The sequence below is a fragment of the Pseudomonas sp. NY15435 genome (assembly GCF_048068295.1).
Taxonomy (GTDB): domain Bacteria; phylum Pseudomonadota; class Gammaproteobacteria; order Pseudomonadales; family Pseudomonadaceae; genus Pseudomonas.
Genome location: NZ_JBLUQA010000004.1, coordinates 487504 through 512602, shown reverse-complemented (window position 1 = coordinate 512602; position 25099 = coordinate 487504). Strand labels below are relative to the sequence as shown.

The 25099-nt window shown below is 66.5% G+C and carries 27 protein-coding genes and 1 riboswitch; of the genes, 15 read left to right on the top strand and 12 right to left on the bottom strand.

Annotation, left to right across the window (positions count from 1 at the left end; all coding sequences use genetic code 11):
• Positions 1–79: 79 nt before the first annotated feature.
• From ACNFH5_RS12565 to ccoG, 3 genes are all read right to left on the bottom strand, one after another.
• Positions 80–1861, bottom strand: a complete 1782-nt coding sequence (locus ACNFH5_RS12565) for a hybrid sensor histidine kinase/response regulator (protein ID WP_416746355.1) — start codon at positions 1859–1861, stop codon at positions 80–82.
• Positions 1862–2316: 455 nt separating this feature from the next.
• Positions 2317–3732 carry a GntR family transcriptional regulator MpaR gene (mapR, locus tag ACNFH5_RS12560; protein ID WP_416746469.1) on the bottom strand — a complete coding sequence of 472 codons (1416 nt, stop codon included), beginning with the start codon at positions 3730–3732 and terminating at the stop codon, positions 2317–2319.
• Between the two features lie 86 nt (positions 3733–3818).
• Entirely contained in the window at positions 3819–5228 is a 1410-nt protein-coding gene (gene ccoG / locus ACNFH5_RS12555; protein ID WP_416746353.1) for a cytochrome c oxidase accessory protein CcoG, read from the bottom strand.
• 345 nt (positions 5229–5573) lie between these two features.
• Here ccoG and ACNFH5_RS12550 point away from each other — a divergent pair, with 345 nt between their 5' ends.
• From ACNFH5_RS12550 to ACNFH5_RS12535, 4 genes are all read left to right on the top strand, one after another.
• The gene (locus ACNFH5_RS12550) at positions 5574–7238 is read left to right on the top strand and encodes a nitrite/sulfite reductase (RefSeq protein ID WP_416746351.1); all 1665 of its coding nucleotides are present in this window, start codon (positions 5574–5576) and stop codon (positions 7236–7238) included.
• A complete protein-coding gene (locus tag ACNFH5_RS12545) occupies positions 7235–7798 on the top strand; it encodes a DUF934 domain-containing protein (protein WP_416746349.1) in 564 nt (187 codons plus the stop codon). Before ACNFH5_RS12550 ends, ACNFH5_RS12545 begins: the two co-directional genes overlap by 4 nt.
• A gap of 139 nt (positions 7799–7937) precedes the next feature.
• A complete protein-coding gene (locus tag ACNFH5_RS12540; RefSeq protein WP_416746347.1) occupies positions 7938–8822 on the top strand; it encodes a sugar nucleotide-binding protein in 885 nt (294 codons plus the stop codon).
• Positions 8815–9762 carry an NAD-dependent epimerase/dehydratase family protein gene (locus tag ACNFH5_RS12535; protein WP_416746345.1) on the top strand — a complete coding sequence of 316 codons (948 nt, stop codon included), beginning with the start codon at positions 8815–8817 and terminating at the stop codon, positions 9760–9762. The genes ACNFH5_RS12540 and ACNFH5_RS12535 overlap by 8 nt, the downstream gene beginning before the upstream one ends.
• Here ACNFH5_RS12535 and ACNFH5_RS12530 read toward each other — a convergent pair.
• The 6 genes from ACNFH5_RS12530 to ACNFH5_RS12505 form a co-directional block, all read right to left on the bottom strand.
• A complete protein-coding gene (locus ACNFH5_RS12530; protein ID WP_416746343.1) occupies positions 9743–10099 on the bottom strand; it encodes a SirB2 family protein in 357 nt (118 codons plus the stop codon). The two genes, ACNFH5_RS12535 and ACNFH5_RS12530, sit on opposite strands and share 20 nt — an antisense overlap.
• 57 nt (positions 10100–10156) lie before the next feature.
• On the bottom strand, positions 10157–10861 hold the full coding sequence (locus ACNFH5_RS12525) for an OmpW family outer membrane protein (protein WP_416746341.1): 705 nt from the start codon (positions 10859–10861) through the stop codon (positions 10157–10159).
• Between the two features lie 134 nt (positions 10862–10995).
• Positions 10996–11514, bottom strand: a complete 519-nt coding sequence (locus tag ACNFH5_RS12520) for a DUF3299 domain-containing protein (RefSeq protein WP_416746339.1) — start codon at positions 11512–11514, stop codon at positions 10996–10998.
• A 38-nt stretch (positions 11515–11552) separates the two neighbouring features.
• Complete coding sequence (locus tag ACNFH5_RS12515; RefSeq protein WP_416746337.1) at positions 11553–12818, bottom strand: ABC transporter permease; 1266 nt, start codon at positions 12816–12818, stop codon at positions 11553–11555.
• A 2-nt stretch (positions 12819–12820) separates the two neighbouring features.
• Positions 12821–13528, bottom strand: a complete 708-nt coding sequence (locus tag ACNFH5_RS12510; RefSeq protein ID WP_416746335.1) for an ABC transporter ATP-binding protein — start codon at positions 13526–13528, stop codon at positions 12821–12823.
• Between the two features lie 15 nt (positions 13529–13543).
• Positions 13544–14122, bottom strand: coding sequence for a DUF2796 domain-containing protein (locus tag ACNFH5_RS12505; RefSeq protein WP_416746333.1), 579 nt, complete (start codon positions 14120–14122; stop codon positions 13544–13546).
• A 128-nt stretch (positions 14123–14250) separates the two neighbouring features.
• Between ACNFH5_RS12505 and ACNFH5_RS12500 the strand changes: the two genes are divergently transcribed.
• Positions 14251–14601 carry a hypothetical protein gene (locus ACNFH5_RS12500; protein ID WP_416746331.1) on the top strand — a complete coding sequence of 117 codons (351 nt, stop codon included), beginning with the start codon at positions 14251–14253 and terminating at the stop codon, positions 14599–14601.
• Positions 14602–14725: 124 nt separating this feature from the next.
• Here ACNFH5_RS12500 and trxA read toward each other — a convergent pair whose 3' ends face one another.
• From trxA to ACNFH5_RS12485, 3 genes are all read right to left on the bottom strand, one after another.
• Complete coding sequence (trxA, locus tag ACNFH5_RS12495) at positions 14726–15595, bottom strand: thioredoxin (RefSeq protein WP_416746329.1); 870 nt, start codon at positions 15593–15595, stop codon at positions 14726–14728.
• 205 nt (positions 15596–15800) lie between these two features.
• Positions 15801–16457: a class I SAM-dependent methyltransferase gene (locus ACNFH5_RS12490; RefSeq protein ID WP_416746327.1), complete on the bottom strand. Its 657-nt coding sequence runs from the start codon at positions 16455–16457 to the stop codon at positions 15801–15803.
• The gene (locus tag ACNFH5_RS12485; protein WP_416746325.1) at positions 16454–16921 is read right to left on the bottom strand and encodes a YbaY family lipoprotein; all 468 of its coding nucleotides are present in this window, start codon (positions 16919–16921) and stop codon (positions 16454–16456) included. The genes ACNFH5_RS12490 and ACNFH5_RS12485 overlap by 4 nt, the downstream gene beginning before the upstream one ends.
• A gap of 137 nt (positions 16922–17058) precedes the next feature.
• On the opposite strand from ACNFH5_RS12485, the gene nrdR reads away from it, so the two are divergent.
• From nrdR to ACNFH5_RS12435, 10 genes are all read left to right on the top strand, one after another.
• Positions 17059–17523, top strand: a complete 465-nt coding sequence (nrdR, locus tag ACNFH5_RS12480) for a transcriptional regulator NrdR (protein WP_017521848.1) — start codon at positions 17059–17061, stop codon at positions 17521–17523.
• Positions 17524–17528: 5 nt separating this feature from the next.
• Positions 17529–18638, top strand: coding sequence for a bifunctional diaminohydroxyphosphoribosylaminopyrimidine deaminase/5-amino-6-(5-phosphoribosylamino)uracil reductase RibD (gene ribD / locus ACNFH5_RS12475; protein ID WP_416746323.1), 1110 nt, complete (start codon positions 17529–17531; stop codon positions 18636–18638).
• 122 nt (positions 18639–18760) lie between these two features.
• Positions 18761–18923: riboswitch (FMN riboswitch) on the top strand.
• A 154-nt stretch (positions 18924–19077) separates the two neighbouring features.
• Positions 19078–19746 carry a riboflavin synthase gene (locus ACNFH5_RS12470; RefSeq protein ID WP_416746321.1) on the top strand — a complete coding sequence of 223 codons (669 nt, stop codon included), beginning with the start codon at positions 19078–19080 and terminating at the stop codon, positions 19744–19746.
• A 16-nt stretch (positions 19747–19762) separates the two neighbouring features.
• Positions 19763–20860 (top strand): bifunctional 3,4-dihydroxy-2-butanone-4-phosphate synthase/GTP cyclohydrolase II, encoded by a 1098-nt coding sequence (gene ribBA / locus ACNFH5_RS12465; protein ID WP_416746319.1) that lies wholly within the window; start codon positions 19763–19765, stop codon positions 20858–20860.
• A gap of 97 nt (positions 20861–20957) precedes the next feature.
• A complete protein-coding gene (gene ribE / locus ACNFH5_RS12460) occupies positions 20958–21434 on the top strand; it encodes a 6,7-dimethyl-8-ribityllumazine synthase (RefSeq protein ID WP_015475395.1) in 477 nt (158 codons plus the stop codon).
• Positions 21431–21910: a transcription antitermination factor NusB gene (gene nusB, locus ACNFH5_RS12455; protein ID WP_416746317.1), complete on the top strand. Its 480-nt coding sequence runs from the start codon at positions 21431–21433 to the stop codon at positions 21908–21910. The genes ribE and nusB overlap by 4 nt, the downstream gene beginning before the upstream one ends.
• Positions 21911–22058: 148 nt before the next feature.
• Complete coding sequence (gene thiL / locus ACNFH5_RS12450; RefSeq protein WP_416746315.1) at positions 22059–23018, top strand: thiamine-phosphate kinase; 960 nt, start codon at positions 22059–22061, stop codon at positions 23016–23018.
• Positions 23019–23020: 2 nt separating this feature from the next.
• Positions 23021–23536, top strand: a complete 516-nt coding sequence (locus tag ACNFH5_RS12445) for a phosphatidylglycerophosphatase A (protein WP_192434968.1) — start codon at positions 23021–23023, stop codon at positions 23534–23536.
• Between the two features lie 9 nt (positions 23537–23545).
• Positions 23546–24313, top strand: coding sequence for a substrate-binding periplasmic protein (locus tag ACNFH5_RS12440; protein WP_416746313.1), 768 nt, complete (start codon positions 23546–23548; stop codon positions 24311–24313).
• A gap of 5 nt (positions 24314–24318) precedes the next feature.
• Positions 24319–24966, top strand: a complete 648-nt coding sequence (locus ACNFH5_RS12435) for a retropepsin-like aspartic protease family protein (protein ID WP_416746311.1) — start codon at positions 24319–24321, stop codon at positions 24964–24966.
• The last annotated feature ends 133 nt before the right edge of the window (positions 24967–25099 follow it).

Sequence of the window (25099 nt, the reverse complement as noted above, 5' to 3'; positions counted from 1 at the left end):
TCGACACCAGGCCACGCACAAGTCGGCGCGTTGCATTTCGTAGGAGCGAGCAAGCTCGCTCCTACAGGTACCCTTGGGTTCAATCGTCCAGCGCTTCGAGTTCGCTAAGCTGCTCGTCGATCATCGCCTTCAACTGCTCCGCGGCCAGCGGCTTGTGCAGCAGCGGCCAGCCATGGGCGGAGGCCTGGGCGAGCAACTGCGGGTCGGTGTCGCCGGTGACCAGCACGGCGGCTATCCAGTCGTCATCGTAATGCTCGTGCAGGCGGGTGATGGCGTCGATGCCGGTCTGGTGGTCGCGCAGGCGGTAGTCGCTGATGATCAGGTCTGGCTTGTGCGCGGCGGTCGTCGCGTCGGCCAGCAGATCGGCGACATCGGCAACGATAACGTGCCGGTATTCCCAGCTCTGGAACAGCAGGCGCAGCCCTTCGCGGTTTTCCGCATCGTCTTCGATCAGGTAGATCAGCTTGTCGCTGCCCGCCACCGTGCGCAGCGGCAGGATTTCCGGTTGGCGCGGCTGCACGGCGGTGGCGCGCGGCAGGCTGATCATGAAGGCGCTGCCGTGCCCTTCGCGCGAATGCAGCGCCAGCGGATGGTCGAGCAGCCGCGCGGTGCGCTGGACGATGGCCAGCCCGAGGCCGAGGCCCTTGCTGCGATCGCGCTCGGGGTTGTCCAACTGGTGGAACTCCCAGAACACCTTCTGCTGTTCGCGCTCGGGAATTCCCGGGCCGCTATCCCAGACCTCCACGCGTACCTGACGGCCGCGGCGGCGCCAGCCGATCAGCACGCCGCCCTGCTCGGTGTAGCGGATGGCGTTCTCCACCAGATTTCGCAGGATGCGTTCGATCAGCGCCGGGTCGGACTTCACGAAAGGCGCGCCGGACCGTACGCGCAGGCTCAGGCCCTTGTCGGTCGCCTGTACACGGCAGTCTCCGGCGATGCGCTCGATCAACTCGGCGAGGGAGAAGGCCTGCAGGTTGGGTTGGACGATGCCGGCATCCAGCCGCGAGATATTCAGCAGCGCATCGAACAGCGAACCCTGCGCCGCCAGGGCGCGGGAGATGTGCTCGACAAGGTTGCGGCTGGCATCGTCCAGCGCCTGCTTCTGCAGGGCGCCCAGGTACAGGCCGAGCGCGTAGGTGGGCTGGCGCAGGTCGTGGCTGGCGCTGGCGAGGAATCGGGTCTTGGCCTGGTCGCTGCGTTCGGCAGCTTCCTTCTCGATGCTCAGTCTCTGCAGCAGTTCGATGTTCTCGAAACGCAGCAGCAGCGAGTCCACCAAGGTCGCGTGGAAGCGATAGGCGAAGGCGCAGATGGTGAAGGCGTAGACCAGTGCCGCCGCGCCAAGGGTCTTGCTCAGGACGTCCGGCAGCAGCACCAGCAGGCTGGCGAAGGGCAGGGTGAAGGCCGGCACGATGAACAGGTAGAACAGCGGCAGGACGATGCTGTAGGCATTCATCACACCGGTGCCCAAGCCCAGCAGAACGACCACCACGTACATCTGCATCGAGGGAGGCAGCACGGTCATCCAGTAGGCGGCGGGCAGGCCCCAGAGCAGGCCCGAGAGGCCGGTGGTGATCATCACCAGGACCAGCCAGCTGCGCCGGGGGCCGGCGCCGCTGTCGCGCAGTTGGTCGTAGCGCCGCAGCAGCCACAGGCGGGCACCGCCCAGCAGGGTCTGCGCGGCGAACCAGGCCAGCAGCGATTCCAGCGGCAGCGCGCCGTTGAGCACCCAGGTGGTGAGTCCGGCGACCAGGTAGGCGGCGATGATGGAGAAGGGCGAGTTGCGCCGCAGCACGTCGAACTGCTCGGCGCGCACCGGCTCGGCGTAGGGGGAGTGGCTAAGGTCGCGTTGCCAGAGGTTCATCGGGCCATCCGTGGAAAGTGATCAGTCGGCCTTGCCTGTATAGCAATCACCGCCGGCTGCGCCCAGTGTTTCAGGGCAGCCACTGATTCCCGTGCATCCGCGAGTACGCGCCGAGCGCGATGCAGTTGATGCTCTTCGTAGGAGCGAGCTTGCTCGCGAACAGGGTTCCGGCGGCATCGATGCTGGGCGTTTCGCGAGCAAGCTCGCTCCTACAAAAAAGCAGCTCAGGCGAGCCACTCGTCTGAGCGCGGCGCCATGCCGCGACGCAGGTACCAGCGCACCCACAGGTGCACGCCGAGCGCGGCGCTCACTGTGAGCAGGATCATCAGGCCTTCCGCTTCCATGGCAGCTTCCCTCGTCCGGGTTTCCTGCCTGTCAGGGTAATGCCTGCGACAAAGCGCCGCACAGGTACAGATCGTTTCCGAATGTGCGGATCAGTCTGACAGCAGAAGCCTTCAGCCCTGCAGCGAGTGAATGATCCGCCCTAGGGTCTCCATCGCTTGCTCGCTGGCTGTCGTCCAGGGATGGCCGTAGTTCAGGCGCAGACAGTGGCCGAAACGCCGCGTCGCGGAAAAGATCGGCCCAGGGGCGAGGCTGATACCTTGGGCGTGGGCGAGCTGGAACAGCTTGAGCGCGTCGATGTGCTCGGGCAGTTCCAGCCAGAGGAAGTAGCCGCCGCTGGGCCGGGTGACGCGCGTGGCGGCGGGGAAGTGCCGGGCCACGGCGGCGAGCATCGCGTGCTGCTGGCTTTCCAGCGCGTGACGCAACTTGCGCAGATGGCGGTCGTAGCCGCCGTGCTGCAGGTAGTCGGCAATGGCTGCCTGGGCCGGCACGGAGGCTGACAGGCTGGTCATCAGCTTGAGCCGCTCGATCTGCTCGGCGTAGCGCCCGCCGGCCACCCAGCCGACCCGGTAGCCTGGCGCCAGGCTCTTGGAGAAGGAGCTGCAGTGCATCACCAGCCCTTCGCTGTCGAACGCCTTCACTGGCTTCGGCGCCTGGGCAGCGAAGTACAGTTCGGCGTAGACGTCGTCCTCGATCAGCGGCACCTGGTGCTTGGCCAGCAGGGCGGCGAGGGCACGCTTCTTGTCCTCGCTCATACTGGCGCCCAGCGGGTTCTGGAAGTTGCTCATGAACCAGCAGGCCTTGATCGGCAGACGCGCCAGGCTGTCTGCGAGTACGTCGAGGTCGATGCCTTCGCGCGGGTGCACGGGGATTTCCACGGCCTTGAGCTTCAAGCGCTCCAGCACCTGCAGGCTGGCGTAGAAGGCCGGCGCTTCGATGGCGACCAGGTCGCCCGGCTGGGTGACTACCTGCAGGCACAGGTTGAGCGCTTCCAGGGCGCCATTGGTGACCACCAGTTCTTCCACCGGCAGCGGCATGCCGCCGACCATGTAGCGCAGGGCGATCTGCCGGCGCAGCGCGTGGCTGCCGGGAGCGAGGTCGGCGACTACCGAGCGCGGGTCCATGTCACGCACGGCGTGGGCCATGGAACGCGCCAGGCGCGGCAGGGGGAAGAGCTCCGGTGCCGGGAAGGCCGAGCCGAAGGGCACGGTGTCCGGGTCCTTGATCGAACTGAGCACCGAGAACACCAGCTCGCTGACGTCCACTTCGGTGGTCTGCGCGTCGTGGCGGGCGATCTCCGGTTCGGCCAGGGCGCGCTGCACATGCTCGCGGACGAAGTAGCCCGAGCGCGCGCGGGCGACGATCAGCCCGCGATCTTCCAGCAGGTAATAGGCCTGGAACACTGTCGAAGCACTGACCCCGTAGGTGCGGCTGGCGTGGCGCACCGAGGGGACCTTCTGGCCGGGGGCGAGCACGCCGCTGCGGATCAGGCCGGCAATCTCGTCGGCGAACTTCTCGTAGCGCTTCATCTTGTCCTGCACGGTGGCCTGAGGGGCGGAAGAATCCGCCCACTCTAGGCGCTGCGCCGAGGTCACGCCAAGCTCCCTGGCCATGCTCAGCGCCTCGGCGAGACGAAGGTGCTGGCGGCGTCGATGGCTTCGTTACCGTCGCTGACGCGGAAGTGCAGCGGCACCGAACCACCGGCGCTGCTCTGCGCCTCACTGGCCACCGAGACGGCGAAGTCGCGGATCTCGCCCGGTTGCAGCATCAGCTCGGGCACGCCCTGCAGGCGGTAGCCAGCGCCATCGGCGAGGCTCAGCTGGTAATGCTGCGGCTGCTGGGTCTTGTTGATCAGCTTGAGGTTGTAGATGTTCTCGATCTCGCCGGCAGCGTTCTCGCGGAACAGGCCACGGTCGCGGGCGACGTCGAGGTTGATCAGCGGGCGGGCTTCCAGCGCCCAGACGAAGGCGCCGATCATCACCAGCAGCACCGCCGCGTAGCCAATCAGGCGCGGGCGCAGCAGGTGGGTCTTGCCGCCTTCGAGTGCGCGTTCGGAGGTGTAGCGCACCAGCCCGCGGTCGTAGCCCATCTTGTCCATCACCGAGTCGCAGGCATCGATGCAGGCGGCGCAGCCGATGCAGGCGATCTGCAGGCCGTCGCGGATGTCGATGCCAGTGGGGCAGACCTGCACGCACTGGTGGCAGTCGATGCAGTCGCCCAGGCCCAGAGCCTTGGGATCGGCGTCCTTCTTGCGCGCGCCGCGGGATTCACCGCGCGCCGCGTCGTAGGAAATGATCAGGGTGTCCTTGTCGAACATCACGCTCTGGAAGCGCGAGTACGGGCACATGTGGATGCACACCTGCTCGCGCAGCCAGCCGGCGTTGGCGTAGGTGGCGGCAGCGAAGAAGGCGACCCAGAAGGTGCTTTCCAGGTCGAGCTTGAAGGTGAGCAGGTCCATTACCAGCGGCCGCACTGGGGTGAAATAGCCGATGAAGGTGATCGCGGTGACCAGACTGATCAGCAGCCACAGGCCGTGCTTGGCGCTCTTGCGCAGGACTTTCTCGGCGCTCACCGGGCCCTGGTCTCGCTTGATGCGCTGGTTGCGGTCACCCTCGGTGACCTGTTCGGCCCACATGAAGATCCAGGTCCACACGCTCTGCGGGCAGGTATAGCCGCACCAGACGCGGCCGGCGAACACCGTGATGAAGAACAGGCCGAAGGCGGCGATGATCAGGATCGCCGAAAGCAGGATGAAATCCTGCGGCCAGAAGGTCGCGCCGAAGATGTAGAACTTGCGCTCGGGCAGGTCCCAGAGCACCGCCTGGCGGCCGTTCCACTGTAGCCACAAGGTGCCGAAGAACAGCAGGAACAGCAGCGCACCACCGAGACGGCGGAGATCGCGGAAACGCCCGGCGAAGCGCTTGGTGTAGACCGTCGGGGTGACTGCCGACAGCGGTTTTGGCGGCGGGGTGAAGCGTTGCGGTGCGTCGATCTCGATGACCTTCGCGGGGATTCTTTCGCTCATTGTCGTGGCCCATCAGGCAGAAGAGGCGCCGCGACTGTACGAATCGGTCTGCACCCGAAACAGATTCAGGTTCGCCGGAAAAAACCATATCAGATGGCGAAAATCGCTCCGCGCCGCAGCACCACGGGCCTGGCGTACTGCGCGATGGGACGGCTGATCGGGCCTGTTGCGGCAACCGGTCGCAGGCCCGTCGGGACAGGCGCGGGGCGCATCTGATCCGCTTTTTCCCGCGCGATCTGCCGCTGTTTTGCACAGCAGGCGCCGGCCACTATTCGGTCAACCGCAACGTGGCGCGCCAGACGACAGAAGCAGGCCGCCACGCAACGACCCGAAGGTGGCCTGGCGATGTACCGATACGATGATTACGACCGCGCCCTGGTGCGCGAACGGGTGGCGCAGTTCCGTGACCAGGTGCAGCGGCGCCTGAGCGATGAGCTGAGCGAAGAGGAATTCCTCCCGCTGCGCCTGCAGAACGGCCTGTACCTGCAGAAGCACGCCTACATGCTGCGGGTGGCGATCCCCTACGGCACCCTGTCCAGCGAGCAGATGCGCACGCTGGCGTGGATTGCCCGTGAGCACGACCGCGGCTATGGCCACTTCACCACGCGGCAGAATATCCAGTTCAACTGGGTGGAACTGGCGCGCGTGCCGGACATTCTCGAACGTCTCGCCGATGTCGAGATGCATGCCATCCAGACCTCCGGCAACTGTGTGCGCAACATCACCACCGAGGCTTTTGCCGGAGTTGCCGCCGACGAGTTCCTCGACCCGCGCCCGCTGGCGGAAATCCTCCGCCAGTGGTCGACGGTGAACCCCGAATTCCTCTTCCTGCCGCGCAAGTTCAAGATCGCCCTCTGCGCCGCCGAGGAAGACCGCGCGGCGGTGATGATGCACGACATCGGCCTCTACCTGCGACGCGCCGAAGATGGCGAACTGCGGCTGAAGGTGCTGGTCGGCGGCGGGCTGGGGCGTACGCCGATGCTCGGCCAGGTGATCCGCGACGACCTGCCGTGGTGGCACCTGCTGTCCTACGTCGAGGCCATCCTGCGCGTGTACAACCGCCACGGGCGGCGCGACAACAAGTACAAGGCGCGGATCAAGATCCTGGTGAAGGCGCTGGGTATCGAGGCGTTCTCCCGCGAGGTCGAGGAGGAGTGGCAGCATCTGCGCGATGGCGAGGCGCAACTCACACTAGATGAATACGAGCGTGTGGCGGCGGCATTCGATCCGCCGGTCTACGCGCCTTCTGACGATCTCGCTTACGGCACGGCGTTGGCCAACGACGCGGCATTCGCCCGCTGGGTGTCGCGCAACGTGCGCCCGCACCGCGTACCGGGCTATGCCAGCGTGGTGCTCTCCACCAAGCCGGGAGCCGAGGCGCCGCCGGGGGATGCGACGGCCGAGCAGATGGAGCAGGTGGCCGACTGGGCCGAGCGCTTCGGCTTCGGCGAAATCCGCGTCGCCCACGAACAGAACCTGGTGCTGCCGGACGTACGCAAGGCCGATCTCCACGCGCTCTGGCAGGAAGCCTGCGCGGCAGGCCTGGGCACGCCGAACCAGGGCCTGCTGACCGACATCATCGCCTGCCCCGGCGGCGATTTCTGCGCGCTGGCCAACGCCAAGTCGATCCCCATCGCCCAGGGCATCCAGCAGCGCTTCGAGGACCTGGACTACCTGCACGACCTGGGCGACCTCAGCCTGAACATCTCCGGCTGCATGAACGCCTGCGGCCACCACCATATCGGCAACATCGGCATCCTCGGTGTCGATAAGAACGGCAGCGAGTGGTACCAGATCACCCTTGGTGGCGCGCAGGGCGTGAAAAGCGCGCTGGGCAAGGTGATTGGCCCGTCGTTCAGCGCCGCCGAGGTGCCGGACGTGATCGAGGCGCTGGTACAGACCTACCTGGAGCAGCGTGGCGCCGGCGAGCGCTTCGTCGAGACGGTCGAACGCATCGGCCTGGAGCCGTTCAAGGCGCGGGTCTATCGCCAGGCGGAGGTGCCGGCATGAAGAATCTGATTCGCTTGCGTGACGGTGTGGCCGAGCTGGCGCCGAATGATCCCTGGACCTTGCTGCGCGAAGTGCCGGAGGAGTTGCCCGAGGGCAGAATCATCCTGCCGCTCAAGGCCTGGCTGGAGCGGGGCGCCTGTAGGAGCGAGCTTGCTCGCGAACAGAATCCCCAGGAAGCAACCGCGTTGAGCGGTTCGCGAGCAAGCTCGCACCTACAGCCTCACGGGGTGTGGCTGGCGCCGGAGGACGATCCCGAGGACCTGATCTGGCGTCTGAAGGAGCCGGCGCTGATCGCCATCGATTTTCCCAGCTTCCGCGACGGGCGCGGCTACAGCCTGGCCTACCTGCTGCGCAGTCGCCTGGGCTGGCGCGGCGAGCTGCGCGCGGTGGGCGACGTGCTGCGCGACCAGCTGGCGCACCTGCGCCAGTGCGGTTTCGATGCCTTCGCCGTGCGCGAGGACAAGTCCGTGGAGGACGCCCTGAAGGGGCTCGCGGGGCTCAGCGTGCTCTATGGGCGCTCGGTCATCGAGCCGCGCCCGTTGTTCCGGCGACGCTCCTAGGGCGTCGCTATCGCGCACGGCCAAGGCTGCAGCGGGTCGGCCAAGCTTGACGCTGTGCCGGGGGGCAGGAAAAATGCGGGCATCATCCCCGGCGCCGCGCGCACCGGGGTAACCCACGGATTCGAGTGACCCCCATAATATGCGCATGCGCCTGATGCTGTTGGGTGGCGGTAATGCCCTTGGACAGGCGCTGATCCGCCTTGGTGCCGAGGAAGACATCGGCTTCCTCGCCCCCCGGCCGCCCGAACAGGGCTGGGACGCTTCCAGCCTCACCGTCCTGTTGGACGAGACCCGCCCCGACGCGGTGATCAACCTCGCCTATTACTACGACTGGTTCCAGGCCGAAGGCGTCGATGACGCCCGCCTGGCCAGCCAGGAACGCGCGGTGGAGCGCCTGTCCGAACTCTGCCAGCACCACGAGATACTGCTGATCCAGCCCTCCAGCTACCGCGTGTTCGATGGCGCCCGCGCCACCGCCTACAGCGAGAAGGACGAGCCGCTGCCGCTGGGCCCGCGCGGCCAGGCGCTCTGGCGCATGGAGCAGTGGGTGCGGGCGACCTGCCCGCGCCACGTGCTGTTGCGCTTCGGCTGGTTGCTGGACGACAGCGCCGACGGCGTGCTCGGGCGCTTCCTCGAGCGAGCCGAGAAGGAGCAGGTGCTGTTCCTCGCCGACGACCGTCGTGGCAACCCGACCCCGGTCGACGACGCCGCCCGGGTAATCCTCTCGGTACTCAAGCAGCTCGACTGCCAGTCGCCGCTGTGGGGCACCTACCACTACGGCGGCCTGGAGGCCACCACCACCCTGTCCCTGGGCCAGGTGGTGCTCGGCGAGGCTCGCGCCTTCCATACCCTGGCCGTCCAGGAACCGAGTCCGCAGGCCCACGCCGCGCGCCCGGATGCCGGCGATGAACCGCAGCACGCGGTGCTCGCCTGCAAGAAGATCCTCCATACCTTCGGTATCAAGCCGCGCGCCTGGCGTGCCGGCCTGCCCGCCCTGCTGGACCGTTACTACCGCCATGTCTGATCGTCTCATTCCCTCCGCGCAACCCATTCTCATCACCGGCGGCGCGGGGTTCATCGGTTCCCATCTGGCGGACGCGCTGCTGGCGCAGGGCTTTGCCGTGCGTGTGCTGGACGACCTGTCCACCGGCAAGCGCGAGAACCTCGACAGCCGCGTCGAGCTGATCGTCGGCGACGTCGCTGACGAAGCCGCGCTGCGTGGCGCGGTGAGCGGTTGCCAGGGCGTCGTGCACCTGGCGGCCATCGCCTCGGTGCAGGCTTCGGTGGAAGACCCGGTCGGGACCCACCGCGCCAACTTCACCGGCACCCTGAACCTCTGCGAGGCCATGCGCCAGGAAGGCATCCACCGGGTGCTGTTCGCTTCCAGCGCGGCGGTCTACGGGCAGAACGGCGAAGGCACCGCCATCGACGAGGATGTGGTCAAGGCGCCGCTGACGCCCTATGCCTCGGACAAGCTGGCCAGCGAGTACTACCTGGATTTCTATCGCCGCGAGCACGCGCTGGAGCCGGCGATCTTCCGCTTCTTCAACGTCTATGGCCCGCGTCAGGACCCTTCCTCGCCCTATTCCGGGGTGATCAGCATTTTCGCCCAGCGCGCCGAGCAGGGTCTGCCGATCACCGTGTTCGGCGATGGCGAGCAGACTCGCGACTTCATCTATGTCGGTGACCTGGTGAAACTGCTGATGACCGCGCTGCTGGCCACCGACGTGGCCGAGTCGGCAATCAACGTCGGCCTCGACCAGTCCACCAGCCTCAACCAGTTGCTGGCCGAGATCGGCAAGCTCACTGGCGGGCTGCCGGAGATCACCTACCAGCCAGCGCGCCACGGTGACATCCGCCACTCCCGCGCGGATAACCGCCGCCTGCTGGCACGTTATCGCCTGGATGAGCCGACGCCGCTGGCCGAAGGCCTGGCCCAGCTGATCACCACCAGGGTTTGTTGACCGCCAGGAAGAAGACTCCGGCGAGCGAACCCAGAGCCAGCACGCTGAGCACGGCCTTCGCCGGCTTCGTGGCGCTGCGCAGGGCGAAGGCCGCCAGCACGATGTAGAGCACCAGCAGGCCGATCTTCACCTGCAGCCATACCGGCAGCGGCCAGGGCATCGCCAGGTGCACCAGGCCCAGGGCGCTGAGCAGCAGCAGGGTGTCGATCAGATGGGGCAGCCCGCGCTGCCAGCCTGAGGGGCGCTTGCCCCACCAGCTCAGGCCCAGGCGGAGAAGAAAGAGCAGGGTGCTGATGATCGCCAGGCTGACGTGCAGTGCTTTGAGTTCGAGGTACATACCGGTTCCCTGAAAGTGAAAAAGGCGCCCTTGGGCGCCTTTTTCATGTTTGCTCCGTCAGAAACGGTAGCCGAAACCGACCATGTAAACCCAGGGGTCGACGTCAACATCGACCTTGGTCTTCTGATAACCCAGCGCGCTCGGGCCGTCGACGCTGGCCTTGGTGTCGATGTCCATGTACCAGACCGCGGCGTTGACGAAGGCATGCTCGTTGAGCATGTAGTCCATGCCCAGTTCGGCGGCCAGGCCCCAGGAATCCTGCAGCTTCAGGTTGCTGAAGCCCTGGTCCTTGCGGTTGCCGGCCAGGTCTTCGTCGAAGAAGGTGGTGTAGTTCACGCCCAGGCCGCCGTAGGGCTGGAAGGCAGAGTTGGTACCACCCATGGGGTAGTACTGCAGCAGCACGGTCGGCGGCAATTGCTTGATGTCGGCCAGTTTGCCATCGAGACCGCCGCCCAGGCCTTTCACATCGACCTGGTGCTTGAACGGGGTGGCGGCAACCAGCTCGATACCGATCTTGTCGGTGAGCAGGTAGGCGAAGGTCAGGCCCAGCTGAGTGTCGCTGTCCACGGTGGCCTTGGTGCCGCTGGCCTTCACGCCGTCGAACTTGAGGGCGCTGCTGCTATCGTCCGGCGCTACGGTGGCGATACCGCCGCGGACCAGGAAATCGCCAGCCTGGTGGCCGCGAATGTCGGCGGCCTGGGCTGCGATCGGCGCTGCGACGGCAAGTGAGAGAAGCGAGGTGGTGAGCCAGGACTTACGCATGATGAGCTCCAATATCTCTTTGGTATAAGTGTTGGTGCCCAGAATAGTAGACAGCGCTAAAAGCGCACTTTTGACTTGGCTCAATAAAGACCCCAGACCGTAGAGGGTCAAGGCATGCGGCGAAGCGCCGCACCTTACTGGCCGGTGTACTCGTAGGGCTCGATGCTGCTGGCCTGCATCTGGTAGCCGGCCTCGGCGAGGTCGCTTTCCATCGCCTTCACGCTCATCTTGCCGATGATCCAGAAGGGTTGGTAAAGCTCGTCGACTTTTACGCCCTTGCCGCCTCGAACATAGACGATCTGGTTGGACGGTGGCGCCGGTACGTGGATGCAGGCGCCGTAATAGGGCACCAGCAGGAAGTCGCGTACGGTCTGGCCGTCTTCCTCCACCTCCAGCGGCACGATGTAGCCCGGCATCTTCACTTCCTGGCCATCCAGCTGCTGTACCACGGGGGCGTTGGGTATCTGCTGCTTCACCGCCGGGCCACTCTCCGAATTGAGTACATCGGAAAGCTTGGACATATCGTGCAGCGGAACCGGCGGCGGGGGCGGCGGTGCACCCTCCGGGATCAACTCGGGCCAGGTCAACTCGCGCGGCGCCGCCGGGACGGTGGCGCTGATGGCGAGCAGCAGCAGGAACAGCAGGCGGCGCATGGGGCTTCTCTGTACGGGGATGGTTTACACGGGATGGCTCAGAGGCGGATCGACAGGCCATCAGCCAGCGATTGCCGATAGGCACGCCACGCCGGCACACAGCCGATAAGCAGCGCGGCCAGGAGTATGCCGCCCAGCAGCGACCATTCATAGGCGGTGGGCAGCGCCAGTGGCAGGAAGATACCGTAGTTCGCCTGTACATAGCCCTGGCTGCCGGCGATGCCCGCGTAGAGCAGCCCCACGCCCAGCGCCACGCCGGCCAGCGCCAGGGCGAAGGCTTCCGCCACCAGCAGGCTGAAGATGTGCCAGGGGCGCGCACCCACTGAGCGCAGGATGGCCATCTCGCGGCGGCGTTCGTTGAGGCTGGTGAGGATCGCCGTGAGCATGCCGATCAGGCCGGTCAGTACGACGAACAGCGAGACCACGAACAGCGCCTTTTCCGCCGTGCCCATCAGCCCCCACAGCTCCTGCAGCGCCACCCCCGGCAGGATCGCCATCAGCGGCTCGCCGTCGTATTCGTTGATCTGCCGCTGCAGGGTGAAGGTCGCCACCTTGCTCTTCAGGCCCAGCAGGAAGGCGGTGATGGCCTTGGGCTGCAGGTCCATGGTGCGCGCCTGGTCTTCGCTGACGCGGTCGGCGCCGCGAGCCGGGACACCGTTCTTCCAGTCGACATGCAGTGCCTCCATGCCCTGCAGTGAGATGTGCAGGGTGCGGTCCACCGGCGTGCCGGTGCGCTTGAGGATGCCGACCACGGTGAACGGCTTGTCGTCGTGCTGCACCAGGCTGATGGTGCTGACGCCGTGGGCCAGGACGATCTTGTCGCCAAGCTTGTAGTGCAGCGCCTGGGCGACTTCCGCGCCGAGTACCACGTCGAACAGGTCCTGGCCGAACGGTCGGCCCTCGGCGAGTTCCAGCGTCTGCCCGCGGCCGAACCGGTAGTGCTCGAAGTAGCCGGTGTCGGTACCCATGACGCGGTAACCGCGGTGCGAATCGCCCAGGGAAATCGGGATCGCCCACTTCACCAGCGGGCTGTGGGTCACCGTCTCGTAGCTTTCCCAGCGGATGTTGTTGGTGGCGTTGCCGATGCGGAACACCGAGTAGAGCAGCAGGTTCACCGAGCCGGAGCGGGCGCCGACGATCAGGTCGGTACCGGAAATGGTGCTGGCGAAACTGGCCTTGGCCTCGGTGCGTACGCGCTCCACCGCCAGCAGCAGGCAAGCGGAGAGGGCGATGGCGAAGATGGTCAGCAGCGCGGTGAAGCGGCGGTTGGACAGGCTGGCGAGCGCCAGACGCAACAGGTACATGCTCAGATTCCCGGAGCGTGGGCGGCGCGGTTGAGGTCGGCGAGGGAAACGCTGCGGTCGAACAGCGCTGCCAGGCTCTGGTCGTGGCTGACGAACAGCAGGCTGGCACCAGCCTCGCGGCATTCGGCGAACAGCAGCTGGAGGAAGGCTGCGCGGGCATCGGCGTCGAGCGCCGAAGTCGGCTCGTCGGCGATCACCAACTCCGGCTGGCCGATCAGCGCGCGGGCAGCGGCGACACGCTGCTGCTGGCCGATCGACAGGCTGTCGGCGCGGCGCTCAATCAGTTCGGGGTCGCCCAGGCCCAGGTGCTTGAGCAGCGTTTGCGCCGCCTTGGCCACGCTGCCGTGGCGCAGGGTCGCCCGCTCGGCGCGGCTGTGGGAGAAATGACAGGGCAGCTCGACGTTCTCCCGCACCGAGAGAAAGGGCAGCAGGTTGAACTGCTGGAAGATGTAGCCGGTGTGGTCGACGCGAAAGTGATCGCGGCGCGCCGACTTCATCTGGCCGATATCTTCGCCCAGCAGCTTCACGCTGCCGCGCTGCGGGCGCTGTACGCCGCCGAGCAGGCCGAGCAGGGTGGTCTTGCCGCTGCCGGACGGGCCCTTGAGGAACAGGGTTTCGCCGCAGGCCAGCGAGAAGGCGGGGATGTCCAGCAGCTCCGCCTGGCCGGGCCAGGCGAAACCGAGGTTGTCGAGTTCGAGCAGTGCGGTCATTTCAGCGCGTCGTGATCAGAAGTTCAGGGTCGGGTTGGCGGCGGTCAATTCTGCACCTTGCTGGCCGCTCGGGCCGATCAGTTGTACCTGAATCTTCTGGGTCGCCGGGAATCGCTTGAACAGCGGCGCAAAATCGACAGTGGCCAGGTCCTGCGGTTGGGCACAGGTCAGTTGGTAGTGGGCGTTAATGTCGGCGTGATGGTGGCCTTCGTGCTCGTCGTGGTCGCCATCGGCGTGTTCGTGGTCATGATCGTCGTCGGCCTTGGGCGCATCGCCGAACAGCGGGCTGGAGAGCTCTACCGACTGCACACTGCACTTGGCCGAGGCGGGCAGGCCGAGTAGTTGCAGCGGCTGCTTGAGCTGGGCCTGCACCGCGGCGACCGTGGCCTTGTCGGCGTCGCTGGCGGCGGCGTGCTCGAAGCCGACGAAGTTCATCGCCGGGCTGTCCATCTCCAGTTCCAGGGTCTTGCCGTCGAGGGCGACGTTGAGCTGGGCGACGCCATGCTCGTGCTTGCCGAGGCTGCCATGTTCATGTTCGTCGTGGGCTTGGGCGGCTAGGGGCAGCAGGGCGACAGCGAGGAGCAGGGGGCGCATGGGAGACTCCGGTCTGATGAATAATTTTGTTACGTTATAACAGATGAAAAATTAAGGCCAGCTTAGCGTGGGTTTGGCGTAGCGCCGATGCCGTGGGAGCATGCGCGAAACAGCGCGAGGAGAAGGCGATGCTGAGAATCAAGGGCACCATCGGCGACTGGCCGGTGGACCTGAGCGTGGAAATGGATGACGCCGATTGGGCGCGGCTGGCGCAGAACCTGCCGGCCGCCGCCGTGGCGCCAGCGGCCGCTGCCGCGCCTGAACCTGCGGGAGCGCCGGTGGACCAGCTGTGGCTGGCGGCGCAGGACCTGTTGCGGCGCAGTGGCAGCAGTGAAGGACCTCAACTGCTGGACGAACTGGCGGCGCTCGCCGGTAGCGCCGGAGCCGCGAAGGGCCTGCTGGTGCGCCTGCGGCACAGCCCCAAGGTGAAGATCGAGGTGCGCGATGGCGTGCAGCTCTTCACTTGGGCAGAGGTGTAACAGGTTAACCGTGGGAGCGAGCTTGCTCGCGAACAGCCCCGCAGTGGGTTCGGTTCGCGAGCAAGAACTGGGCGTCCCCCTCGCTCCTACATAAAGACAAGGGCGCCTCGCGGCGCCCTTTTCGTCAGTACAGTACGTTCGCCAATTTGCGGCGGTAGGCGATCACCAGCGGGTGGTCGTTGCCCAGCAGGTCGAACACCTGGACCAGTGTCTTGCGCGGCAGGTCCTCGCCGTAGCTGCGGTTGCGCACGAACAGCTTGAGCAGGGCGTCCAGCGCGGCCTCGTACTGCTGGCGGGCCAGTTGCTGGACGGCCAGTTGGTAGGTGGCCTCGTCGTCGTTGGCGTCGGCGGCCAGGCGGGTTTTCAGCGTGGCGGCATCGGGCAGGTCGGCAGCCTGGCGCAGGAAGGTCAGCTGGGCCTTGGCAGCGGCCAGTGCCTGCTTGTGGTCGTCGCCCTTCACGGCGTCGAGCACCGTCTCGGCTTCACCCAGCTCGCCGCGTTCGGCAAGGCAGCGGGCGTAGAGGATGAGCGCGGCAGCGTTGGTGTTGTCCTCGCCCAGCAGCACTTTCAGTTGCGCCTCGGCGTCGGCGAAGCGGCCTTCGTTGAAGGCGGCCTGCGCCAGCTCCAGCGGATTGCCGGCGGCCGGGGCGGGCGGTTGCACGTGTTGTTCGAGCATCTGGCGGATCGCCGATTCGGGCTGCGCGCCGGCGAAGCCGTCCACCGGCTGGCCGTCCTTGAACAGCACCACGGTGGGCAGGCTGCGGATGCCGAAACGCATCACGATGTCCTGTTCGACGTCGCAGTTGACCTTGGCCAGCAGCAGCTCGCCCTGGTAGGACTCGGTGATCTGCGCCAGCAGCGGCATCAGCGCCTTGCACGGGGCGCACCAGTCGGCCCAGAAGTCCACCAGGACTGGCTTGTGGAAGGAGTTCTCGATGACGACCTGATCGAAGTTGGCGATGCTGGCGTCGAAGATGTAGGGCGTATCGCTCATGGGAAATCTCGAATCGAGTGGGGCGATGAAGGTGATTGCCACTATAAGTGGGGGCGTTCTGGAACGGAAACAACCCAGCCCGGCCTGTGGTGTTGTCGGAATGCCATCGCGGACGGAGTCCGCTCCTACGTAACCGGTGAGCGCGGCGCAAGGACGCGCGTAGGAGCGGACTTTGTCCGCGATCGTTCGACCCTCCGCGCCGGCGTTATGCGCGTGCGGCGTGATACAGGCTGACGTGGCGGAATTCGGCCGGCTCGGCCAGGTCCGGCCAGGTACAACCGTCGAGAATCCCCAGGCGCTGGTACAACGGATGGCTGAAGTCGCGCACCCGCGAGTCGGCCACCAGGGCCTCACGGCCGCGGCTGAGGAATTCGTCCAGCAGCGGCAGGTTGGCGCGGTCGTAGAGCACGTCGGCGACGATGATCAGATCAAAGCGGTCTTCCTCCTGGAAGAAGTCCGCCGAATAACTCAGCTCCACGTCATTCAGCTCGGCGTTGGCGCGGCAGGCGTCGAGCGCCAGCGGGTCGAGGTCGCAGGCCACCACTTCGGCGGCGCCGGCCTTGGCCGCAGCGATGGCGGCAATCCCCGAGCCCGCGCCGAAGTCCAGCACTCGCTTGCCGCGCACCCATTCGGGCTTCTCGGCCAGCCAGTGGGCCAGCACCAGGCCGCTGGCCCAGCAGAAGCACCAGTAGGGCGGCTCTTCGAGGATGCGCCGGGTTTCGTCGGGGCTGAATTCGCGGTCCATGTTCTGCGCGTCGATCAGCCAGAGGCGGATGTCAGTGCCGGGCAGTGTTTCAGCGGACAGGCGCGCGTCGCCGAGCAGTTCGCCCAGCGCCTGCTGCAGGGAAAGCGGCGGCGTCACGGCGCGCGCTCCAGGCGCAACTCGCCCAGGGCACGGGTTTCCGGCTGGGTGATGCGCACCGGCGGCAGGCGCCAGGCCAGCTGGCCGGACTGCGATACGCGGCCGTGCAGTTCGACGCGGGCGCCGGCCGGGAAAGACTGCGGGTTGAACACCACGCGGAACGGCAAGGCCTGGCCGGTGGCGATCATCTTCTCGCTGGAGAGCAACTGCTGCGGGCGGTCGCGCTGATCGATCACCAGCAGTGCCAGCTCCACTTCGCTGCCGGCCGGCAGGAAGCCCTGGGCGCTGCTGAGCTGGCCGCTGAGGGCACGCATGTTGGCTGGCACGGGCTCGTCCAGCAGGGAACTCGATTTCTTCGTGACGGCGACCGGTTGGGCGGCCGGCGCGGGCTTCTCGCTGGCGCAGGCGGCCAGCAGGACGGTGAGGGACAGGCACAGCAGGCGGGCGAACATGGCGGGCTCCATCGCGGCAGATTCCAGGCGGCGCCTGTATAGCCTAATGCCTGCGGCCTGTCTCGTGGGAGCGGGGTTCATTCGGCCAGTCGATGCGCTACCATGAGGCCCTTACCTAATTCCTCCCACAAGACTGCCCAAGACTCGCCATGCACTGTCCTTTCTGCGGCGCCCACGACACCAAAGTCATCGATTCGCGCCTGGTCGCCGAGGGCGACCAGGTCCGCCGGCGCCGCGAGTGCCTGGCCTGCGGTGAGCGTTTCACCACCTTCGAGACCGCCGAACTGGTCATGCCGCGCCTGATCAAGCAGGACGGCAGCCGCCAGCCTTTCGACGAGGACAAGCTGCGCGCCGGCATGCAGCGCGCGCTGGAGAAGCGCCCGGTGAGCATCGAGCGGCTGGAAGAGGCGATGGCGCACATCAAGCACAAGCTGCGCGCCACCGGCGAGCGCGAGATCAAGTCGCGGGTGCTGGGCGAACTGGTGATGGCCGAGCTGCAGAAGCTCGATGAGGTCGCCTACATCCGCTTCGCCTCGGTGTACCGCCGCTTCCAGGATCTCAACGAGTTCCGCGAGGAAATCGAGCGCCTGGCCCGCGAGCCGTCGAAGGAATGAGTGCCATGGATCCCGTGAAAGGCCTGGATGAGGTCTGGATGGCCCGCGCCATCGAACTGGCGCGCAAGGGCTGGTACACGACCCACCCTAATCCCCGCGTCGGCTGCGTCATCGTCCGTGATGGCGAGGTGGTCGGCGAAGGCTGGCACGTGCGCGCGGGCGAACCCCACGCCGAAGTCCACGCCCTGCGCCAGGCCGGCGACAAGGCCCGTGGCGCCACCGCCTACGTCACCCTCGAACCCTGCAGTCACTTCGGCCGCACGCCGCCCTGCGCCGACGCGCTGATCGGTGCCGGCCTCGCCCGCGTGGTTGCGGCCATGCAGGACCCGAACCCGCAGGTCGCCGGTAGTGGCATGAAACGCATCGCCGAAGCTGGCATCGAAGTGCGCTCCGGCGTGTTGGAGAGCGAGGCCAGAGCCCTCAATGTCGGCTTCCTCAAACGCATGGAAACCGGTCTGCCGTTCGTCCGCGTGAAGCTGGCGATGAGCCTGGACGGCCGCACCGCCATGGCCAGCGGCGAGAGTCAGTGGATCACCGGCCCGGCCGCGCGCCGCGCCGTTCAGCGCCTGCGCGCACAATCCAGTGTGGTGTTGTCCGGCGCTGATACCGTGCTGACCGACGACGCCCGCCTGACCGTGCGCCCGGACGAGTTGGGCCTGGACGCCGAGCAGACCGAGCTGGCCGCGCAGCGCCAGCCGCTGCGCGTGCTGATCGACGGGCGCCTGCGCGTGCCGCTGACCGCCACCTTCTTCCAGGCCGGCCCGGCGCTGGTGGTGAGCACCCAGGACGATCCGAACTACACGGTGGTCGGCCACGAACTGCTGAACCTTGCCGGCCTCGATGGTCAGGTCGACCTGCTGGCACTGCTCAGTGAACTCGGCCGCCGTGGCGTCAACGAGGTGCTGGTGGAGGCCGGGCCACGCCTGGCCGGCGCCTTCGCCCGTCTCGGCCTGGTGGACGAATACAGCATCTTCATGGCGCCCAAGCTGCTCGGTTCCTCCGCGCGGCCGTTGCTGGAGCTGCCGCTGGAGCGTATGAGCGAGTCCCGCGAGCTGAAGATCGTCGACATCCGCGCCGTGGGTGACGACTGGCTGGTCACCGCCAGACCACTGTGATGGCGCGCCGGCGCTGTCGTCATCGGCCTGTCGGCGGGTGCGGAGCGATCCATAGGAAGCTTCCGACTTGCGCCGGCCTGTGGTAAAACGCCACACGCGGTCGACGCTGTAACGACCGCGATTGACGTTCTCAGGGCGGGGTGAAAGTCCCCACCGGCGGTAATGACGCGCAATGCGTCTAGCCCGCGAGCGCCTGTCCAGACCGGTTCGCCGGATGGCCAGGGTCAGCAGACCCGGTGTGATTCCGGGGCCGACGGTCATAGTCCGGATGAAGAGAGAACGGGATGAGCCATCGGGGCGTGCCTGCGCGCGCCCGAGAAGTCCCTTCGATCGATATGCCCTGTTTTTTAACCAAAACAGGAGTTCGCCACATGCATCATCTTTCCCTGTTGGCTACGCGGCCTTGCCGGCCAGCGGCCTTTGCCGTGCGGGAGGCCTCATGTTCACCGGCATAATCGAATCCATCGGCACCATCGCGGCCATCACCCCCAAGGGCGGTGACGTGCGCCTGTACGTGAAGACCGGCAAGCTCGACCTCGCCGACGTCAAGCTCGGCGACAGCATCGCGGTCAACGGCATCTGCCTGACGGCGGTGGAACTGCCCGGCGACGGCTTCTGGGCCGACGTCAGCCGCGAAACCCTGGCGCGCACCGCCTTCGCGCAACTCAAGATCGGCAGCCGGGTGAACCTGGAAAAGGCCCTGACCCCGACCACCCGCCTGGGCGGCCATCTGGTCAGCGGCCACGTCGACGGCGTCGGCGAGATCGTCAAGCGCGAGGAAAACGCCCGCGCCATCCAGTTCACCGTGCGCGCACCGCGCGAGCTGGCCAAGTACATCGCGCTCAAGGGCTCGATCACCGTCGATGGCACCAGCCTGACGGTGAACGCGGTCAACGGCGCCGAGTTCGAGCTGACCATCGTCCCGCACACCGTGCAGGAGACCATCATGGCCGACTACCGCGGTGGTCGCCTGGTCAACCTCGAAGTCGACCTACTGGCGCGCTATCTGGAGCGTCTGCTGCTCGGTGACAAGGCGGCGGAACCCGCTGCTGGCGCTGGCGGCATCACCGAAGCATTCCTGGCCGACAACGGCTTCCTGAAACACTGATAAGGCTCGTCCCCGTATGGCACTCAACAGCATTGAAGAACTGCTCGACGACATGCGTCAGGGCAAGATGGTCATCCTGATGGATGACGAGGACCGCGAGAACGAAGGCGATCTGATCATCGCCTCCGAGTGTGTCCGCACCGAAGACATCAACTTCATGGCGCGCTTCGCTCGCGGCCTGATCTGCATGCCGATGACCCGCGAGCGCTGCGAGCGCCTCGGCATTCCGCTGATGGTGCAGCGCAATGGTTCCGGCTTCGGCACCAAGTTCACCGTCTCCATCGAGGCCGCCGAGGGCGTCACCACCGGCATCTCCGCCGCTGACCGTGCCCGCACTGTGCAGGCCGCCGCCGCGAAGAACGCCGTCGCCGCCGATATCGTCAGCCCCGGCCACATCTTCCCGCTGATGTCGCAGCCCGGCGGCGTGCTGGCTCGCGCCGGCCACACCGAGGCGGCCTGCGACCTCGCGCGCATGGCCGGTTTCGAGCCGTCCGGGGTGATCTGCGAGATCATGAACGACGACGGCACCATGGCCCGTCGCCCGGAACTGGAAGAGTTCGCCAAACAGCACAACATCAAGATCGGCACCATCGCCGACCTGATCCACTACCGCCTGATCCACGAGCGCACCGTCGAGCGCCTCGCCGAGCAGCCGCTGGACACCGAACTGGGCCAGTTCAACCTCATCACCTACCGTGACTCCGTGGAAGGCGATGTGCACCTGGCGCTGACCCTGGGCAAGGTCTGCCCGGAAGAGCCGACCCTGGTGCGCGTGCACAATCCCGATCCGCTGCGCGACCTGCTGATGGTCAACCAGGCGGGCCGCTGGAGCCTGCGTGCCGCCATGGCCAAGGTGGCCGAGGCTGGCACCGGCGTGGTCCTGCTGCTGGGCCATCAGGTTGGCGGCGAGGACCTGCTGGCGCATGTCCGCGAAATCACCAATACCCCGGCGCCGGTGCAGAAACCGACCACCACCTACAGCACCGTGGGTGCCGGTTCGCAGATCCTGCGCGACCTGGGCGTGCGCAAGATGCGCCTGATGTCGGCACCGATGCGCTTCAATGCGATATCCGGTTTCGACCTCGAAGTAGTAGAATACCTGCCCGCTGAATGAACCTCGCCGCCGTGCCCTGGCACGGCGGTGCCGTTCTTCTACCCTATTTGCGGAGCGTCACGCGGACGCTCCGGCTCTTTAACAGTGAGACTTGCCCATGACCCTGAAGACCATCGAAGGTACCTTCATCGCCCCCAAAGGCCGCTTCGCCCTGGTGGTTGGCCGCTTCAACAGCTTCGTGGTGGAAAGCCTGGTGGAAGGCGCCATCGACGCGCTGGTACGCCACGGCGTCGCTCAGAGCGACATCACCGTGATCCGCGCTCCGGGCGCCTTCGAAATCCCGCTGGTAGCGCAGAAAGTCGCCCAGCGCGGCGAGTTCGACGCCATCATCGCCCTCGGCGCGGTGATCCGTGGCGGCACCCCGCACTTCGAATACGTTGCCGGTGAGTGCACCAAAGGTCTGGCGCAGGTTTCCCTGCAGTTCGGCGTGCCGGTCGCCTTTGGCGTGCTGACTGTCGACTCCATCGAACAAGCCATCGAGCGCTCCGGCACCAAGGCCGGCAACAAAGGCGCCGAAGCTGCCCTGTCCGCCCTGGAAATGGTGAGCCTGCTGTCGCAGCTGGAGGCCAAGTGAGCACCCAGGACGGCAACAACCCGGCCAAGCCCGCCAAGCCGAACAAGATCGCCATGCGTCGCAAGGCCCGCAGCCTCGCGGTGCAGGCCCTGTATTCCTGGCAGATGGCTGGCCAGCCGCTCAACGAGATCGAGGCGTCCTTCCGCACCGAGAACGATTTCAGCGATGTCGACGGCGCCTACTTCCACGAGATCCTGCACGGCGTGCCGCGCCTGAAGACCGATCTGGACGAGGAGTTCACTCCCTGCCTGGACCGCGCCCTGGAAGAAGTCGATCCGGTTGAGCTGGCGATCCTGCGCCTGGCCACCTACGAGCTGCGCAACCGCCTGGACGTGCCCTACAAGGTCGTCATCAACGAAGGTATCGAGCTGGCCAAGACCTTCGGCGCCACCGACGGACACAAGTTCGTCAACGGCGTGCTGGACAAGCTCGCTCCGCGCCTGCGCGCCGCCGAACTCCGGGGCGCCAAGCGCTGAGAACCTGTCCATGATCCTACTGCGAGACCGTGATCGGAACGCGTGCGCTGCTCGGAATCCTCATTTATGGCTCATAAACTCCGGTTCCCGCGCTGCTTTTCGTCCCGCTGACGGCCTCTCGCTACAGATCCTGAACAGGTTCTGAGGCATGGGTGAGTTCGAACTGATCCGTCGCTACTTCGCCTCGGCCGCCTGTGCGGCCGGCGGCGAGGCAGTGGCATTGGGGATCGGCGACGACTGCGCACTCCTCGCACCCAAGGCCGGCGAACAGCTGGCGATTTCCACCGACACGCTCGTTGTCGGTGTGCATTTCCCCACCCTCTGCGATCCCTTCCTGCTTGGCCAGCGTGCCCTGGCGGTGTCTGCCAGCGACCTGGCGGCCATGGGCGCATCGCCCATCGGCTTCACCCTTGCACTGACCCTGCCCGAGGCCGATCCGGCCTGGCTGGAAGGTTTCGCCCGTGGCTTGAACCAGAAGGCGCAGGAATGCGCGCTGGCGCTGATCGGCGGCGATACCACCCGTGGTCCGCTGGCGATGACCGTCACCGTGTTCGGCGGCGTGCCCGCCGGGCAGGCGCTGACCCGCGCCGGTGCGCGGCCGGGCGACCTGCTGTGTGTCGGTGGTCCGTTGGGCGAGGCGGGCGGGGCGCTGCCGCTGGTGCTGGGCGAGATGACCGCCGAACCGGCCATCGCCGAGCCGCTGCTGGCGCGCTATTGGTCGCCGCAGCCGCAGCTGGCCTTCGGCCAGGCGCTGCGCGGCAAGGCCACGGCGGCGCTGGATATTTCCGACGGGCTGCTCGCCGACTGCGGGCACATCGCCCGCGCCTCGGGCGTGGCACTGATCGTCGAGGCTGACAAACTGCCGGAAAGCCCCGCGCTGGAAGCCCTGCTGGGCGCCGAACGCGCGCAACAGCTCAAGCTCGGCGCCGGTGACGACTACGTGCTTGCCTTTACTCTGCCTGCCGAACATTTGCCGGCACTTTCGGCGAACTGGCCGGCCCTGCGCGTGGTCGGTAGGGTGGAAGCCGGCTCGGGCGTGCGCGTGCTCGATGGCGCTGGCGCCGATATCACGCCGCGTCAGGGCGGCTACCTGCATTTCATGGAGTGACCGTGACAGAACACCCCAACCAGGCCCCGGCCCAACCCGTTCCCCATTCGGTGTGGAGCAATCCCTGGCACTTCCTGGCCTTCGGCTTCGGCTCGGGCACCCTGCCCAAGGCGCCGGGCACCTGGGGTTCGCTGGTTGCGCTACCCTTCATACCACTCTGGCAGATGCTGCCGGACTGGGGCTACTGGCTGATGCTGGGCGTCACCATGCTGTTCGGCTTCTGGCTGTGCGGCAAGGTCGCCGACGATCTGCGCGTGCACGATCATGAAGGCATCGTCTGGGACGAGATGGTCGGCATGTGGATCACCCTCTGGCTGGTGCCGGAAGGTTGGTGGTGGTTGCTGGTCGGTTTCGTGGTGTTCCGCATCGTCGACATTGCCAAGCCCTGGCCGATCAGCTGGATCGACCGCAACGTCCACGGCGGCGTCGGCATCATGCTGGACGATGTGCTGGCCGGCGTGTTCGCCTGGCTGGTGATGCAAGGCCTGACATGGGGTTGGGCCCACTGGCTGATCTGAGGAAGATCGATGCGCCGACTGCTGTGCCTGCTCCTGTGCCTGTGCTCGCTGTCGGCCTGGGCCGCTGAAGCCCCTGCGGAAAAGCCCGCCGGGTTGCCGGGGGAGATCCGCGTGGTCAGCGAGGTCTGGGTCAACTACACCCAGGCCGATGGCCGTGGCCTGGCCTGGGACCTGCTGCGGGCGCTCTACGAGCCCGAAGGCGTACGCCTGAGCCTGCGCAGCGAGCCTTACGTGCGCTCGGTCGGGCTGGTACAGCGCGGTGAGGCGGACGCCTGGGTCGGCTCCTACCGTAACGAAATCGACCACATCATCTATCCGCACTGGCCTTATGACGTCGACCCCATCGGCGCGCTGGGCCTGACGACGTCTCCCCAACCGACCCTCGCCACGCTGGATCGCTACCGCCTGGCGTGGATGCGCGGCTACGCCTTTGACCGCTACCTGGATCACCTCAAGCAGCGCAACGAACTGCAGCGGCGCAGCTCGGCGCTGCCGATGCTCGATGGCCATCGCATCGACTACTTCATCGACGCCCGCCCCGAATTGGAAGAGATGATCGACGCCAGGGGCGTCGACGCCAGCGTCTACCACATCACCGATATCGGCTCGATTCCGCTGTATCTTGGCTTCGCCAACAATGACCGTGGGCGCGCGCTGGCCAAGCTCTATGATTCACGCATGCAGGCGCTCTACCGCAGCGGCGAACTGGAGCGCATCTTCGCCCGCTGGCAATGGCCCTACGCCCCGCTGAAACCGCTGCTGCCGCCCAAGGAGTGATCTTCATGCCGCGCCTGTCCGCCCTGATCTGCCTGTCACTCTGTGCCTTCGCTGCCACGGCGGCGCCCCAGGTGCGGGTGGTAGGGCTGTTCCCCGGCGCCGCGGTGCTCAACATCGATGGCCAGCGCAAGCTGCTCAAGGTCGGTCAGACCGGGCCCGAAGGCGTGCAGGTAGTCAGCGCCGACAGCCACAAGGCGGTGCTGCGCATTGGTGGAGTCGAGCAGACGTACGAGTTGTCCCGCGAATACAACGACGCCGGCTACGCAGCGCCAACGGCCCGTGCCGAGACCAGCATTGCCCGTGGCACCGGCGGCCATTACTGGGTGGCTGGCACCATCAACAACCAGAATGCGCAGTTCCTGGTGGACACCGGCGCCACGTCGGTGGCCATGAACGAGGGCCAGGCCCGGCGCCTGGGGCTTGATTACCGCGCCAGCGGCACACCGATGATGGCCTCCACCGCCAGCGGCACCGTCAAGGGCTGGCGGGTAACGCTCAACAGCGTGAAGCTCGGTGGCGTCGAGGTGCTGGGAGTGGAAGCCGCGGTACTCGAAGGCGACTTCCCCACCGACATCCTGCTGGGCATGAGCTACCTCAATCGCGTGGGCTGGCGGGAAGATCAGGGCGTGATGTACATCCAGGCAAAGCACTGATTCCGCCTTTCCCATCGCGGCTTCTATCAAAAGCGTCGATGCTTATCTTGCAGAATTCGCAATGACGGTGCGGCCGGCGCTGCTGCTACAATGCCGGTCCTCCTTCCTTAGATAAATCTTTCAGGAGTTTCCG

Coding starts and splice junctions, on each gene's coding strand:
- ACNFH5_RS12565 (WP_416746355.1), bottom strand. CDS start 1,861: ATGAACCTCTGGCAACGCGACCTTAGCCACTCCCCCTACGCCGAGCCG.
- mapR (WP_416746469.1), bottom strand. CDS start 3,732: ATGAAGCGCTACGAGAAGTTCGCCGACGAGATTGCCGGCCTGATCCGC.
- ccoG (WP_416746353.1), bottom strand. CDS start 5,228: ATGAGCGAAAGAATCCCCGCGAAGGTCATCGAGATCGACGCACCGCAA.
- ACNFH5_RS12550 (WP_416746351.1), top strand. CDS start 5,574: ATGTACCGATACGATGATTACGACCGCGCCCTGGTGCGCGAACGGGTG.
- ACNFH5_RS12545 (WP_416746349.1), top strand. CDS start 7,235: ATGAAGAATCTGATTCGCTTGCGTGACGGTGTGGCCGAGCTGGCGCCG.
- ACNFH5_RS12540 (WP_416746347.1), top strand. CDS start 7,938: ATGCGCATGCGCCTGATGCTGTTGGGTGGCGGTAATGCCCTTGGACAG.
- ACNFH5_RS12535 (WP_416746345.1), top strand. CDS start 8,815: ATGTCTGATCGTCTCATTCCCTCCGCGCAACCCATTCTCATCACCGGC.
- ACNFH5_RS12530 (WP_416746343.1), bottom strand. CDS start 10,099: ATGTACCTCGAACTCAAAGCACTGCACGTCAGCCTGGCGATCATCAGC.
- ACNFH5_RS12525 (WP_416746341.1), bottom strand. CDS start 10,861: ATGCGTAAGTCCTGGCTCACCACCTCGCTTCTCTCACTTGCCGTCGCA.
- ACNFH5_RS12520 (WP_416746339.1), bottom strand. CDS start 11,514: ATGCGCCGCCTGCTGTTCCTGCTGCTGCTCGCCATCAGCGCCACCGTC.
- ACNFH5_RS12515 (WP_416746337.1), bottom strand. CDS start 12,818: ATGTACCTGTTGCGTCTGGCGCTCGCCAGCCTGTCCAACCGCCGCTTC.
- ACNFH5_RS12510 (WP_416746335.1), bottom strand. CDS start 13,528: ATGACCGCACTGCTCGAACTCGACAACCTCGGTTTCGCCTGGCCCGGC.
- ACNFH5_RS12505 (WP_416746333.1), bottom strand. CDS start 14,122: ATGCGCCCCCTGCTCCTCGCTGTCGCCCTGCTGCCCCTAGCCGCCCAA.
- ACNFH5_RS12500 (WP_416746331.1), top strand. CDS start 14,251: ATGCTGAGAATCAAGGGCACCATCGGCGACTGGCCGGTGGACCTGAGC.
- trxA (WP_416746329.1), bottom strand. CDS start 15,595: ATGAGCGATACGCCCTACATCTTCGACGCCAGCATCGCCAACTTCGAT.
- ACNFH5_RS12485 (WP_416746325.1), bottom strand. CDS start 16,921: ATGGAGCCCGCCATGTTCGCCCGCCTGCTGTGCCTGTCCCTCACCGTC.
- nrdR (WP_017521848.1), top strand. CDS start 17,059: ATGCACTGTCCTTTCTGCGGCGCCCACGACACCAAAGTCATCGATTCG.
- ribD (WP_416746323.1), top strand. CDS start 17,529: ATGGATCCCGTGAAAGGCCTGGATGAGGTCTGGATGGCCCGCGCCATC.
- ACNFH5_RS12470 (WP_416746321.1), top strand. CDS start 19,078: ATGTTCACCGGCATAATCGAATCCATCGGCACCATCGCGGCCATCACC.
- ribBA (WP_416746319.1), top strand. CDS start 19,763: ATGGCACTCAACAGCATTGAAGAACTGCTCGACGACATGCGTCAGGGC.
- ribE (WP_015475395.1), top strand. CDS start 20,958: ATGACCCTGAAGACCATCGAAGGTACCTTCATCGCCCCCAAAGGCCGC.
- thiL (WP_416746315.1), top strand. CDS start 22,059: ATGGGTGAGTTCGAACTGATCCGTCGCTACTTCGCCTCGGCCGCCTGT.
- ACNFH5_RS12440 (WP_416746313.1), top strand. CDS start 23,546: ATGCGCCGACTGCTGTGCCTGCTCCTGTGCCTGTGCTCGCTGTCGGCC.
- ACNFH5_RS12435 (WP_416746311.1), top strand. CDS start 24,319: ATGCCGCGCCTGTCCGCCCTGATCTGCCTGTCACTCTGTGCCTTCGCT.